At 70.3% G+C, this 13,007-nt stretch carries 12 protein-coding genes; 6 read left to right on the plus strand and 6 right to left on the minus strand.

The genetic code is table 11. The features are described from left to right. The first annotated feature begins 39 nt into the window (after positions 1–39). Positions 40–1,575, plus strand: a complete 1,536-nt coding sequence (locus ABZ208_RS31135; protein ID WP_356912797.1) for a SpoIIE family protein phosphatase — start codon at positions 40–42, stop codon at positions 1,573–1,575. A gap of 135 nt (positions 1,576–1,710) precedes the next feature. On the opposite strand, the gene ABZ208_RS31140 is transcribed toward ABZ208_RS31135, so the two are convergent. Continuing rightward, positions 1,711–2,532, minus strand: coding sequence for a DUF427 domain-containing protein (locus ABZ208_RS31140; RefSeq protein ID WP_356912798.1), 822 nt, complete (start codon positions 2,530–2,532; stop codon positions 1,711–1,713). Between the two features lie 155 nt (positions 2,533–2,687). Further along, positions 2,688–3,590 (minus strand): LysR family transcriptional regulator, encoded by a 903-nt coding sequence (locus tag ABZ208_RS31145; protein WP_356912799.1) that lies wholly within the window; start codon positions 3,588–3,590, stop codon positions 2,688–2,690. Positions 3,591–3,698: 108 nt separating this feature from the next. On the opposite strand from ABZ208_RS31145, the gene ABZ208_RS31150 reads away from it, so the two are divergent. Beyond that, positions 3,699–4,055, plus strand: a complete 357-nt coding sequence (locus ABZ208_RS31150; protein WP_356912800.1) for a DoxX family protein — start codon at positions 3,699–3,701, stop codon at positions 4,053–4,055. A 142-nt stretch (positions 4,056–4,197) separates the two neighbouring features. Further along, the gene (locus ABZ208_RS31155; protein ID WP_356912801.1) at positions 4,198–5,283 is read left to right on the plus strand and encodes a crosslink repair DNA glycosylase YcaQ family protein; all 1,086 of its coding nucleotides are present in this window, start codon (positions 4,198–4,200) and stop codon (positions 5,281–5,283) included. A gap of 241 nt (positions 5,284–5,524) precedes the next feature. On the opposite strand, the gene ABZ208_RS31160 is transcribed toward ABZ208_RS31155, so the two are convergent. Further along, a complete protein-coding gene (locus tag ABZ208_RS31160) occupies positions 5,525–6,622 on the minus strand; it encodes a helix-turn-helix domain-containing protein (RefSeq protein ID WP_356912802.1) in 1,098 nt (365 codons plus the stop codon). Between the two features lie 96 nt (positions 6,623–6,718). Between ABZ208_RS31160 and ABZ208_RS31165 the strand changes: the two genes are divergently transcribed. Then, positions 6,719–7,678: an NADP-dependent oxidoreductase gene (locus ABZ208_RS31165; RefSeq protein ID WP_356912803.1), complete on the plus strand. Its 960-nt coding sequence runs from the start codon at positions 6,719–6,721 to the stop codon at positions 7,676–7,678. A 510-nt stretch (positions 7,679–8,188) separates the two neighbouring features. After that, a complete protein-coding gene (locus tag ABZ208_RS31170; RefSeq protein WP_356912804.1) occupies positions 8,189–8,680 on the plus strand; it encodes a hypothetical protein in 492 nt (163 codons plus the stop codon). A 167-nt stretch (positions 8,681–8,847) separates the two neighbouring features. Here ABZ208_RS31170 and ABZ208_RS31175 read toward each other — a convergent pair whose 3' ends face one another. The 3 genes from ABZ208_RS31175 to ABZ208_RS31185 all read right to left on the minus strand — a co-directional run bounded on the left by ABZ208_RS31175 (position 8,848) and on the right by ABZ208_RS31185 (position 11,060). After that, positions 8,848–8,997, minus strand: a complete 150-nt coding sequence (locus ABZ208_RS31175) for a hypothetical protein (RefSeq protein ID WP_356912805.1) — start codon at positions 8,995–8,997, stop codon at positions 8,848–8,850. A gap of 236 nt (positions 8,998–9,233) precedes the next feature. Continuing rightward, entirely contained in the window at positions 9,234–9,926 is a 693-nt protein-coding gene (locus ABZ208_RS31180) for a hypothetical protein (RefSeq protein ID WP_356912806.1), read from the minus strand. A 153-nt stretch (positions 9,927–10,079) separates the two neighbouring features. Next, a complete protein-coding gene (locus tag ABZ208_RS31185; protein WP_356912807.1) occupies positions 10,080–11,060 on the minus strand; it encodes an alpha/beta hydrolase in 981 nt (326 codons plus the stop codon). Between the two features lie 410 nt (positions 11,061–11,470). On the opposite strand from ABZ208_RS31185, the gene ABZ208_RS31190 reads away from it, so the two are divergent. Next, positions 11,471–12,718, plus strand: a complete 1,248-nt coding sequence (locus tag ABZ208_RS31190; protein ID WP_356912808.1) for a SpoIIE family protein phosphatase — start codon at positions 11,471–11,473, stop codon at positions 12,716–12,718. The last annotated feature ends 289 nt before the right edge of the window (positions 12,719–13,007 follow it).

Consider the following 13,007-nt stretch of genomic DNA (forward strand, 5'->3'; position numbering starts at 1 on the left):
ACCGCTGGGCGGCGACGTGTGCAGTGAGGAGGGCCTGGGATGTGCGCAGCCAAGTCCTTCCCGCCTGGCGCCGACCCAGGGGACGTCGCTGCGACGTCCGGCGGCCTCCTCGATGTACTGAGCGTGGCGGCCGTTCTCCTCAATGCCGAGGGCAGGATCGATCTGTGGAGTCCGCAGGCCGAGGCCCTGTTCGGCTACACCGCAGAGGAGGCTCTCGGCCAGTACGCGGCCCGTTTGCTGGTCCACGAGAAGGACCGCGGCCTTGTGATGGACATGTTCATTCGGGTCATGGAAGGCGGCAACAGCTGGGCCGGAGTGTTCCCCGTGCGACACAAGGACGGCAGCACGCGGCAGGTGGAATTCCGGAACATGCGGCTACAGGACGACCAGCGGGAGTACTGGGCTCTGGGCCTTGCCGCGGATCAGACGACACTGCGCGAGCTCGAACGGGACCTCGCGTTGTCCGCCCGGCTGGTGTCCCAGTCGCCGATCGGACTGGGTGTACTGGACACCGACCTTCGCTATGTCTCGGTCAATTCGGCCGAGGAGCGCATGAACGGCGTGCCTGCCGCCGAGCATCTGGGCCGCCACGTCCATGAGGTGCTGCCCTTCTTGGACGAGTCCTTCGAAGCGACGATGCGCGAGGTCCTGGACACCGGCGTCCCTGTTCTGGACCAGTACACCGTCGGCCGTACCCCGGCCGACCCGGACAACGAGCATGCCTGGTCGATCTCCTTCCACCGGCTCGAAGCACCCAACGGAACGGTTCTCGGGGTGGTGACCTCCAGCGTGGACGTGACCGAACGGCATCGTGCGGTCCAGGAACAACGCCGCACCGTGCTCACCCTCCAGCGCAGCCTGCTGCCTCACCCGCCACCGCCACGGCCCGGACTGGCGATCGCCTCCCGCTACCAACCCGCCCAGGCAGCCAGCGAGATCGGCGGCGACTGGTTCGACGTCATTCCACTCGGCGGAGACAAGACCGCCCTCGTCGTCGGAGACGTCATGGGCAGCGGTGTCGGCGCCGCTGCCACCATGGGCCAGCTCCGCACAGCCACCCGCACCCTGGCCGGCCTCGACCTCGACCCCGCCCAGGTCCTCCAGCACCTCGACCACATCACCGAAGGCCTGGAGCAGGACACCATCGCCACCTGCGTCTACACCGTCTACGATCCGCTCAGCGCGCAGTGCCACATCTCCCTCGCCGGCCACCTGCCCCCCGCCCTCCTTCGCCTCGACGGAAAGCCCGAACTGCTCGACCTGCCCACCGGAACACCTCTGGGCGTCGGAAAGGCCCCCTTCCACACCACTACGCTCGCCCTGCACCCGGGCGAACAGCTCGTTCTGTACACCGATGGTCTCGTCGAGCGGCGCGACCGCGCCATCGACGAATCCCTGGACGGCCTGCTCGCCCTTCTGGACGACCCCCATCGCTCGCTGGACGAGACCTGCGACGTGCTCCTGAACACCCTGCGCCATCCCGGCGACCCCGATGATGTCGCGCTGCTCATCGCCCGGGTCCTGCCCTCCACGCTCAGCCCCAACGGCACGCAACTGCCCCGGCCTGAGCCCTGAGGCAAGCAGGGGACATCGGCAGAGGTCCGCAGGGTGCAGGCGCGGCCTGCGACTTGTCGGAGCCCACGGCCCAACAAGGTGCGGACGGACCGCCTTTGACCGGCGAACCTGCGCGACCGCCTTCTGGCCGGAGAACTACCGCGCCAGCGTGTCGCTGAAGGGGGTGACCGGACGTTCCAGCCGCTCGCCGTCGACGACGATGTCGACGGCCTCGTTGTAGAACGCCACCCGCCCCGTGATGGCGCTCATGGCCGGCAGGGGATCGGGATAGCTCCAGGCGATGTTGCGCGGCACGTCCCCGTCACCGGCCCACGACCAGTAGTCGGTCGCAACGCCCTTGTACGGGCATCGGGTTCGGTGATCGGCCGGGGTGAAGAGATCGAGCCGGACGTCCTCGCGCGGGAAGTAGTACCGGGTCGGCAGGTGGGTTTCGAAGAGGAGCACCGGGGTGCGTGTGTCGGCGACGACCGTGCCCTGGATCTCGACCTGGACGTGCCGGGTACTGGCCAGGGCGTCGACCCGCTTGTACGGGTCACGCGGGTGTACGAAGATCTCCTCTTCTTCTTCGTACCAGTGGTCGAGTACGTCCCGTCCGAACCACTCGAAGGACACGTGGTCGGCCAATTCCTCGGCGGGATAGGTCCATGCCGCCCTTCGGACGGTTTCGCCGCCGACCTCCAGGTCGTAGAAGACGGTCGCTCCCGCATGATGTCTCGTGGCCGGTCTTTCCGTCCTGCGCAGCAGGTCCATCCGGACGTCCTCCGCCGGGAAGGCGTACAGCGGTACCGGACGGCCGGGTTCCCACACCAGGACCGGCCGTCGGCTGTCGACGACCGTGACCTCACCCTTCGTCCCGCGTACCCAGCGCCCGCTGGGTTCCCAGGTCACGCGGTCGTCCGGATCGGGCCGACGGCGGGCGACCGGCACGACTCGCGCATTCTCGTCCGATGGGGTCATGAGCCCTCCTCGATACGTCAAGACCATGGTGCCACTGCTGACAGCGGGGCGGCCTGCGGGCTGCGGGCTGCATGACCCGTGACACTTGCGACTGGCTCCTCGTCACTGCTGTCCCCCGGAGGGGTGCGCCCTCGGGCCGGCCCCGCGCGACCCCATCACGTCGGGTCCGGCGGCCGGTTGTCCAGGCAGCACTGGACGAAGTCCTGGATGACCGGGTCGGTGTCGGCAGCGGGCGCCCAGGCGATGCCGACGCTGCTCGGGCTGACGCCGGTGACGGGGCGGTAGACGATGCCGGGGCGGGGGTAGAAGCGGGCGGCGGACTCCGGGGCGAGGGCGATGCCGTAGCCGTTGGCAATCGCGCTCAGCCACTCGTCGGGGTTCTCGGTGACGGTTCCGATGCGGGCCGGGCGGCCCTCGCGTTCGTCGGTGGCCAGCCAGTAGTCCTGCCACGAGCCGGTCTCGGGCGGGGCGGCCACGAAGGGTTCGTCCCACAGCTCCCGGAACGGGATCTCGTCCCTGCCGGCCAGCGGGTGTGCGACGGCCAGCACGACGCACCGCGGCTCGGTCAGCAGCTCCTCGACACGCAGCTCGTCCTGGCCGGGGAAGGGCAGCCGTAGCAGCGCGGCGTCGACGGTCCCGTCGCCGAGCCCGGCGGTCGGGTCTGACCAGGGTGCCTGCCGCATGTCCACCCGCCAGCCCGGCCGGCGGCGGACGAACGCGGCGACGATCTGCGGGGTGAGCTCGTTGGCGGCGCTGGCCAGGAACCCGACCCGCAGCACACGGCCGGCCCGGGCGGCGGCGCTCCTCGTCGCCCGCAGCACCCGGTCCCAGTCGGCGAGCAGCCCGGGCACCCCGGCCGCCAGAGCACGGCCCGGTTCGGTGAGCGTCATCCCGGCCCGGGAGCGGGTGAACAGCTCCACACCCAGCTGGACCTCCAGTTGCCTGATCTGCTTGGTCAGCGCCGGCTGCGACACGAACAGGTGCCCTGCGGCGCGGGTGAGGTTTCCCTCCTGCGCGACGGCGGCGAAGTACCTCAGCAGCCGCATGTCCACATCCATGCCGTCAGGTTATGGATGCAGGTATTGGACCCGCAACGCCGGACGTGAGGAAGGTGGAGAACAAGAGAGCAGGCACATTCGCCTCGATCTCAGCCCGGGGAGGAATCCATGTTCACCGCGTACGCCACAGTCACCGTCCTGACCGCGATTGCGCTCGGCTACGGCGCCTGTCTGGACCTTGTCCGCGACGAGTCGATCGCCGCGATCGCAGACAGACTGAGTGTGCCCCGGTCATGGATGGTCCCGTTGGGCACGCTCCTTGGCGCGGGCGCGCTCGGACTGCTGATCGGCTTCGCCGTGCCGCTGATCGGAACGGCCGCCGCGGCAGGCCTCGTCCTGTACTTCCTCGGAGCCGTGGGCGCACACCTACGGGTGGGCGACCGCAGGCTCGGCGCCGCGGCCGCGTTCCTCTCGCTCTCCGTCGCCGTACTGGCCCTGGGCCTGGCCCACCACGGCGCATGGTGACCCGCCCGCCGACGGCACCGGCCCCACGAAGTCTTCCAACCCCGGCTGCGGGTCCCACGTTCGCTGATGCGGTTGGCGGCCACGCGACTACCGGGCGCAGTCGTGTGTACGGTACGGACAGACGTACGCAGGGGGCAGAGTCGTGAGCAGCGCACACCGGATCGAAGTGGGCCGGGAGCAAGTACTGGCCCATCGGGTGGCGGCTCATGGGTTCGACCGCTCCTCGCTCGCGCCCCAGGTGCTCGATCTTGGGGTACAGGACACGCCGAAGGGCTCGGCACGGGCGGCGCTTGCCTCGCGGGGTGCGTCCGCTGACGGGCTGGACCTCGTGTGGTCGTTCCGCGGCGCGCCCCATCTGCACCGACGTGCCGCCCTCCCGGCCCTCGCCACCGCCTTGTGGCCCGTCGACGACACGGACGCTACGGCCCGGATCAATACCGCTGTGATCAAGGAGGGCAGGCGGCTCGGTATCGGGGCCTTCCGGGCCACTGCCGACGCCTTCCGCGAGGTGGTGACCGCGCCGATGGTCAGGGGCGAGGTCAGTACAGCGGTGAGCAGGTTGGTGCCCGCGTCACTGACGTACTGGTGCGACGTCTGCGGGGCGCAGCACATCTCCGGGCTGCTCTTTCAGCAGGCCGGACTGTTCGGTGGGATCCGGGTGGACGCGGAAGGGGGCAGGACCCTCCTCGCGCCGCTGGAGCAGCGGTTCCCCGTGCCGTCCACGGCCACGGGCACGGACGGACTGGTGCGTGCCTATCTGCGTCTTCTCGGTCCTGCCACACCCGCCGACGTCGCGAAGTTCCTCGGCACCAAGCCGACCGTCGTCAAGGCGGTGTGGCCGCAGGATCTGGCCGAGGTGTGGGTGGACGGGGAGAAGACCTGGCTGCCCGCCTCCGAACTGGACGCCCTGCGTGCCGCGAAGAGCCGGGATCTCGTCCGGCTCCTTCCGCCGGGCGATCCGTTCCTGCAAGCGCGGGATCGCGGGCGGCTGGTGCCCGACAAGGACCGGGCGAAAGAGATCTGGCGGGCGATCGGAGGTCCCGGGGCTCTCCTGGTCGGTTCGGAGATCGCCGGGACCTGGCGCGCCAAGGCCGCCGGGGCCAAACTCGACCTGACCGTCACGCCGTTCGGGTCTCTGTCCGCTGCCGTCCGCAGGACCCTGGAGGCGGAGGCCGGCACCGTGGCCTCCGCCCGTGGCGCGGCGGAGGTCAGGCTGCACTTCGCCTAGCGCTTCGCCACCTGTGCCGATCTTGAACGGTCGGGGCAGGCTTGACCGGTCGGGGCACGGTGGAGCGTTGAGCCTGATGGAACGGCTCCGGTCATCGCAGCTCGCGGCCGCTGCCGTGTGCTCGCATCCCCGGCGGGATCGGCGCCAGCGGTCCGCCGTACCCCCGGCCGGTCGCGACCACCGGGCCGCAGTCATCGGCACGCGACTGCCGCGCCCCGCATGCTGCCGCACTGCAGGGGCGTCACGCACGTGATGCGGTGAGCTCCGTCCGCCCGGACGCCGGGCCGTCGCGGCGATCCGCGGCTGTGGCGTGGAAGGTCCGTCGGTAGGCGGCGGGCGAGACACCGACAAGGTCGCGCATGTGCTGCCGCAGCGAGTTGGCGCTGCCGAAACCGGCCCGGTCGGCGATCAGGTCGATGGACAGATCGCTGGTCTCCAGCAGTTGCTTGGCCAACTCCACCCGCTGGGCGGTGAGCCACTGCCCGGGAGTGACGCCTGCCTCGTCACGGAACCGCCGGGTGAAGGTCCGCACGCTCATCCGGGCGTGCTCGGCCAGCTCCCCCAGTGACAGCGGCAGGTGCAGTCGCTCCAGTGCCCAGGCACGGGTGGGAGCGGTAGTGGCGGCAGCCGGGGGCGGTACGGGTCGCTCGATGTACTGCGCCTGTCCGCCGTCCCGCCACGGCGGCACGATGCAGCGCCGGGCCACCTGGTTGGCGACGGCACTGCCGTAGTCGTGTCGCACCAGGTACAGGCACACGTCGACCCCGGCCGCCGCGCCGGCCGAGGTGAGCACGTCGCCGTCGTCGACGAAGAGGACGTCCTCGTCGATGCGCACCCGCGGGAAGAGCCTTCGGAAGTGCGTGACCTCTGCCCAGTGCGTGGTGGCGGGGCGGTCGTCGAGCAGCCCGGCCGCCGCGAGCACGAAGGCCCCTGTGCAGATGGACACCGTCCGGGTGCCCGGCCGGATCCGTGCCAGAGCCGCCTCCAGCGGTCCGGGCAGCACGCCCTCCTCTCCGACCGGACCCAGTCGGTGCGTCGGCGCGATGACCACGGTGTCCGCGTGTTCCAGGGCCTCGGGGCCGTACGCCACGTCGATGGAGAAGCCCGCCTCGGTGCGCACCGGCCGCCCGTCGGGGGTACAGACGGACACCTCGTAGAGCGCGCGTCCGTCCGCCGAGCGAGCCGTGCCGAAGATGCGTGCGGGGATGCCCAGCTCGAAGGTCATCACTCCGTCGAGGGCGAGAACCACGACGCGGTGCGGATCAGGGCCGGGAGGGACGACACAGCCGTCACGCACGGTCCATTCGGCACTCTGGTTCGGCTCCTGTGCAGCAGTCATGGCCAGATTCTGTCACATCATGGCCATCCGGCCAGTTCTGAGGGCCGGGGAAAGCACCGAAGGTGGTGGCGTACCGAGAAACGGGAAGGACATCTCATGAACGACACCACGATGCGCGCGATCACCCCCACCTCCTGGGGCGGCCCGGAAGTACTGACCATGGCCGAGCTCGCCCGTCCCGTGCCCGGGCCCACGGAGATCCTCGTGCGGGTCCACGCCGCCGGCGTCAATCCGGTCGACTGGAAGACACGGTCCACGGGCGGATTCGGGATGCACGGCGAGCCCCCGGTGCTGGGTTACGACGTATCGGGCGTCGTCGAGGCGGTCGGCCTCGGGGTGACGCTGTACCGGCCGGGCGACGAGGTGTTCGGCATGCCAGAGTTCCCGCGCCAGGCCGGCGGCTACGCGGAGTACGTCACGGGCCCGGCGCGGCACTTCGCCCGCAAGCCCGCCGGCCTCACCCACCTGGAGGCCGCCGCGCTGCCGCTGGCCGGTCTCACGGCATGGCAGGCGCTTGTGGAGACGGCACGCCTCGACGCCGGTCAGCGTGTCCTGATCCACGCGGCCGCGGGCGGCGTCGGGCATCTCGCGGTGCAGATCGCCGCGGCCCGGGGCGCGTTCGTCATCGGAACGGCCCGGGAGGAGAAGCACGCGCTGCTGAAGGAACTGGGCGCCGACGAGGTGATCGACTACACCCGCGAGGACTTCGTCGAGCGGCTCGGGCGCAGCGTCGACGTGGTCCTCGACTCCGTGGGAGGCGACTACGGGCCCCGGTCGCTGCGGGTGCTGCGTGACGGCGGCACCCTCGTCACCCTGCCCTCCCCCGACGACGTGCCCGCGACCGAGGAGAACGGCGCGCATGGGATTCGCACCGGGTTCACGCTGGTGGAGCCCGACTCCACCGGGATGATCGCCCTCGCCGGGCTCGCCGAGAAGGGCAGCTTGCGACCCGTCGTCGAGACGGTGCTGCCGCTGGAGCGTGCGGCCGAGGCCCACCGGCTGGGCGAAGCCGGCCGCACCCGGGGCAAGATCGTGCTCTCGGTCCTGGAGGACTGAGCGAGCGACGCGCTGCGCGCCCGCGGTCTTGCTGGGGCGCGGGGGTGCGTGAGGCGAGGACCGTCAGAAGTCGCCCGCTCTCGCACGGGCCCTCGGTGAAGACCGACGGCCACGCCCCCCGCGCCTGGGCCTCACTCGCCCGGGGCCGGACCGTGGCGGCGCCTCGCGGCAACTGCACCGGGGACCACCGTCCCGGCCCCCGCTCCGGCCTTTCAAGGCTTGGACCGCCGGCCGCAGCACGCACTCTCGCCGCCTGGCACAGGGCAGTTGGCCCTCGGTCCGCCGTTCCCCGCGCACCGACGCCGGTCGCACCCAGCACCCGGCGCTCCGGCAGTTGTCGGTCGGGCGTCCCATTGCCGGAAGGCTGAGAGCTGGTCAGCTTCGGCGTATTGCGGGAGATGCCGCCGGATGGATGAACCAGGCGCTTTGGTCGAGTTATGGAATTGACACCGAATCACACAATGAGATTCTGAGCGCACCAAAGAAGCCGCGTTCATCATGCGAGGAACAATGCTTTCCATTTCTAAGTGGGGCGTGGTGGCAGCAACGGCGTTGTCGCTCGCAACTCTCGCGGGTTCCGCCTCTGCATCCAACGACCCGTACCCCCTGAACTGGGGCAGCGTGAGCCGCGCGGAGGTCATCAGCCTGACGTCGACGGGCACAGGAACCACGATGGTCGACCACGGGGCACCCGGACGAGGGATCGGCGACCAGATCATCATCACCGCGAACCTCTTCCGCAGAGGCGTCAGTTATGGCACCGAGGGTGCGGTGTGCACCCGAGTGTCGGCGCAAACCAACCTCTGCACAGGCACATTCAGCCTTCCCCGGGGGCAAGTGACGTGGCAACACCTGCAGACCACCGCTGTCGGCACCCCACCCAGCGACTTCGACCTCGCCATCACCGGCGGCACCGGCGCCTACGCCACGGCTCGTGGCTATGGTCACGTCGCCCGCATTTCTGAGCCTGGCGGCGCCCTCACGCTCTATCTCGTGCACTGATTCCTCTCGCCACAGCCCGCCCGCATCAAGGTCGCGTTGTATGCCTCGCCGCTGAAAGGTCGCGTTGTATGCCTCGCCGCTGATCTGCTGGAAGCGGATCGTTCGCCGCAGTGCTTCGGACATGACCTGGGCCATGTCACTCGGGGGCAGCTCGGCATCGCCCACCGCTACGTCACGGGTGCGCCGCCCGCACCCTGGACGATGGCATGGCCCCAGCAGTCCCGGTCGACGGCCACCGCGGCACTCGTCCGCGCCGCCGAGGCGGGCATGGCCGGCCCGTGCGGAACGGGGGCCGGCATGACCAGCTGCCGCGTCAAGGGAGTTGCGTACCCCACGTTTCGGCCGCTGATTGAACGCCGGGTCGGTCCGGTCCCGTTTATCTCGGTAACCGGTGACCCTTCTGCAGACCGGTGAGTGAGTGAGGTTCGCACATGTCAACGGTCCTTCCGATAGACGCCAAGAGCCGCCTGCTGACGGCTGCTTGCCGCCCAGCCCGGTCGGCCGACCGCGGTTGCTGCCGGCGACTCCCTTACTGATCGGTCGAGCCCATGGACTACTGCTCCCCTTGCCGCCGCACCCTCAATGGCGCCGTGACCTGCCCGGAGTGCGGGGCGTACGACTCCCGCATGACACCGCCGAGCGAGCCGAGCGGCGGTGCTCCGGCAGTCGACACGACGATGCCGGATGCCCTGTTCAGTGCGGGACCGGGCTCCTTGGAGTCCTTCGACATTCCCTCGTCACCGGCCCCCTCGGCCGAGGTGCCCGCAGCCCGGCGGCAGTGTCCGCCGCGTGTGAAGAAGTACGGCGGTCGGAGTCTCGCCGCGGCCACCATGGCCGTGCTCGGCGGCATGGCCGGGGCAATGCTGCTGCCCCAGCACTCCGCAGGTGTGCCACAAGCAGCGCCCAGCCCGGAACAGGCATCCCCCGACGAGCCCCCGGCCCCCGCCACCAAAGCACCGAACACCCGTTCACCGGAACGTGCGGCCACGCACCCGACCAGAGGAGGCGTCCGGGACCGCACCAGCGGTGCGCCCCAGCGTCCACGCGCGACGGCCGCTCCCCGGGAATCACCGGCCTCCCAGGCTCCTCGTGCCAGCAGCAGCCCGCCGCCCGTGAAGGCCCGGCCGACCCCCCGCCCTTCCAGTGGCCGCCCCAGCCACTCGGCGTCACCGACGCCGGCGCCGACGCCGAGTGCTTCCGCAAGCCCTTCCGGCAGTGCCGGCGCCTCGCCCACGAGCAGTCCCACGCCGAACACCACGGGGCGTGCCAGTGACTGATCCGCACGGGGACGTACGCCACCCGCAGGCATGACAACTGGTCCTGCCGGTCGCAGGCTTCGCGCAGCAGCGCGAGCGCCGGAGCTTCGGCGTCCCTTTGGCCGTCCGGTCGAAGGGAGGATTCAGCAGGGCAGAGAGGCGAGCCAGTCGGTCAGAAGCCGGTTGACCTCGGCCGGGCGCTCCTGCTGGATCCAGTGGCCGCAGCCGTCGAGGATGTGGGAGGAGACCAGGCCGGGCAGTGTGGTGGGGTATGCATCGATCGCGTCGGCCATCCAGGTGGTGGCGGCGTCCAGGCTGCCTCCGATGAACAGGGACGGCTGGGTGATGGGGGCGCCGTCGACGCCGGCGAGGTCTTCCCAATCCTGATCCATGTTCCGGTAGCGGTTCAGTGCCCCGCTCATGCCGGTCCGCTCGAACTCCCCGGCGTAGACAGCGAGGTCGTTCTCGCTGAGCCACGCGGGCAGCCGGTCGGTGGGGAACCGGTCACGCAGCGTCCCGCCCCGGCTGACGAAGTGCGGGGCGGGGGCGCCTGGTGCGGGCATGGTGTCGGCGGACAGGGCAGCAAAGAATCCCGCCAGCCAGCCGCGCACATCGGGCTCGATCTCGGCCTCGGCCCGGCCGGGCTCCTGGAAGTAGGAGACGTAGAACTCCTCGTCCCCGCCCATCCGCGCGAAGACCTCGCTCGGCCTCGGTCCGCCGCGCGGGGCGTAGGGAACGCTGAGCAGCCCCATCGCGCGGAAGACGTCCGGCCTGACCAGAGCCGAGTTGGCGGCGATGGCCGCCCCCCAGTCGTGGCCGACGATCACCGCGGACTGTTCGCCCAGCGCGTGCACGGCCGCGGCGTTGTCCTCGACCAGATCGAGCATCCGGTACGCGCCGGTGTTGCCGGGCTTGGAGGACCGGCCGTAGCCACGGACGTCGATGGCGACCGCCCGGTACCCGGCCGCGGCCAGGGCCGGCAGCTGATGGCGCCACGAGTACCAGGACTCCGGGAATCCGTGCACAAGCAGCACCAGCGGCCCGGTGCCCTGCTCCACCAAGTGGATCCGGCCTGCGGGCGAGGAGACCAGCCGATGCGTGAGGGCCGTGACCTGCTGCGACATGAACACTCCAGGACTCTCGATCTGTCATGCGCCACCATGGGTGCCTGATCGTGCGCGATCAACGGGGACATGGCGAGCCTTGTTGCCGCTCCAGCAAGAAGTGCCCGAGCGGCCTGAGTTCCCGCTGTTCCTCGCCGTCCCGCGGCCACAATGACCGGACGGTGCCTCCGCCTCCCGTTCTCGTGAGCATCGACTGCCTGCGGTACAACCGCGTTCCCTCGATGTGGATCAACTGCCGTCGCCTGGCGCCCCAAGGACGCCGGGCAGCTGCTCCACGAGCTGATGACGGCGGGGTACCAGCATGTCGCCCGGCGCAGCAAAGGATGTGCCGGCGCCGACGCGAAGAGCGTCGTGGCAGGCGAGAACGCCGGGCGCCTCCTAGATTGGTAGTGGTCCGTCGGTCCAAGGGGATGCATGTGACGATTCCAGAGATCGATTATGCGGCGCTGTTCGCGGCGACGCCGAGCCCGTACCTGGTCCTGAATGCCGACCTGGACATCGTCGGTGTCAACCAGGCATATCTGGAGGCGACCAGGCGCACGCGGGACAACCTGATCGGGCAGTACATCTTCGACGCGTTCCCGGACAACCCCGCAGACCCCAAGGCCGACGGGGTGCAGAATCTCAGCGCCTCGCTGCACCGGGCACTGGCCTCCCAGGAACCCGACACCATGGCGCTGCAGAAGTACGACATTCCGCTCATGGACCAGCCCGGTACGTTCGAGGAACGTTGGTGGAGCCCGATCAACACGCCTGTCCTTGGGCCCGACGGCACCGTGGCGTGGATCATCCACCGGGTGGAGGATGTGACCGCGTTCGTCCGTACCCATCGGCACCGGCTCCAGGGCGTAGACCTGAGCGAGCGGGAACAGACCATGGAAGCCGAGCTGTACGCCCGGGCCCGGGAGCTGCAACTGCTGAACGAGGAGCTGCGGCAGGCCCACGCCCGCGAACGCAAGGTCGCGCTGACCTTGCAGGAAGCCATGCTCCATTCGCCGGACCTCGATGAGCGCTCGGACGTCGCGGTGCGCTACCTGCCCGCAGCCGGCTCGCTGAACGTGTGCGGTGACTGGTACGACGTGATCAACCTGCCCGGAGACAGCTTTGCCGTGGCGGTCGGCGACGTGGTCGGCCACGGACTGGAGGCTGCCAGCGTCATGGGTATGCTCCGCAGCGCGCTGAGCGCGGCAATGCGCACCGCCAACGGCCCCGCCAGGGCCATGGAGGTGCTCGGTCTGTATGCCCGCAGCGTCGTCGGTGCCCTGGCCACCACCGCCGTCGCGATCCTGATCGACAGGAGCCGCCGCCTGATCACCTACAGCTGCGCCGGCCACCCGCCGCCGGTCCTCATGCACGCCGACGGAACCTGCGCGCTGCTGGACCAGGCGACCGACCCGCCACTGGGCGCCCGCCCCGACCATGTCCCTCGCCCGCAGGTCAGCCTGTCGTACACCCCGGGAGACACCCTTGTGGTCTACACCGACGGGCTCATCGAACGCCGCGACGAAGACATCGACACGGGGCTCACCCGCCTGACCGACACACTCGCCCAGCAGGAACGGCTGGACCCGGACCGCCTGGCAGACACGCTACTGGCCCGCCTCGGCCTCAGCGGCGGCGCCAGCGACGACATCGCCCTGGTCATCGTCCGACTGTGACCCCGGCGGGCGGCAGCCATCGCCGCAGGTGATCCGGCCCGGTGGCAGTGAGAGGTCGACAGCCGGGGCAGCCCGCCCGGATCCGACCCGGCGTCCCGTCTCAGCCGCCGCCGCGTCGGGATGACTCGGGCATCCGCACGGTGCAGAGACCGGGGGTTCTCTCGAGGAATCCCTCGCCGAATACGGACTCCGCCGCAGGGCGGACACCAGGGACGAGGTCGCCCGTCTGATCCAGCCCCGGTTCCCCGACCGGGTGACGCACGGCGGGTTTGCCGTGCGACGGGGTCGG

The organism is Streptomyces sp. NPDC006208 (genome assembly GCF_040613775.1).
Taxonomy (GTDB): domain Bacteria; phylum Actinomycetota; class Actinomycetes; order Streptomycetales; family Streptomycetaceae; genus Streptomyces.

Bases quoted from the DNA above. Each gene is read 5' to 3' on its own strand.
- ABZ208_RS31145 (WP_356912799.1), bottom strand. From the start codon at position 3,590: ATGGATGTGGACATGCGGCTGCTGAGGTACTTCGCCGCCGTCGCGCAG.
- ABZ208_RS31150 (WP_356912800.1), top strand. From the start codon at position 3,699: ATGTTCACCGCGTACGCCACAGTCACCGTCCTGACCGCGATTGCGCTC.
- ABZ208_RS31190 (WP_356912808.1), top strand. From the start codon at position 11,471: ATGCATGTGACGATTCCAGAGATCGATTATGCGGCGCTGTTCGCGGCG.
- ABZ208_RS31170 (WP_356912804.1), top strand. From the start codon at position 8,189: ATGCTTTCCATTTCTAAGTGGGGCGTGGTGGCAGCAACGGCGTTGTCG.
- ABZ208_RS31160 (WP_356912802.1), bottom strand. From the start codon at position 6,622: ATGACTGCTGCACAGGAGCCGAACCAGAGTGCCGAATGGACCGTGCGT.
- ABZ208_RS31140 (WP_356912798.1), bottom strand. From the start codon at position 2,532: ATGACCCCATCGGACGAGAATGCGCGAGTCGTGCCGGTCGCCCGCCGT.
- ABZ208_RS31165 (WP_356912803.1), top strand. From the start codon at position 6,719: ATGAACGACACCACGATGCGCGCGATCACCCCCACCTCCTGGGGCGGC.
- ABZ208_RS31185 (WP_356912807.1), bottom strand. From the start codon at position 11,060: ATGTCGCAGCAGGTCACGGCCCTCACGCATCGGCTGGTCTCCTCGCCC.
- ABZ208_RS31135 (WP_356912797.1), top strand. From the start codon at position 40: ATGTGCGCAGCCAAGTCCTTCCCGCCTGGCGCCGACCCAGGGGACGTC.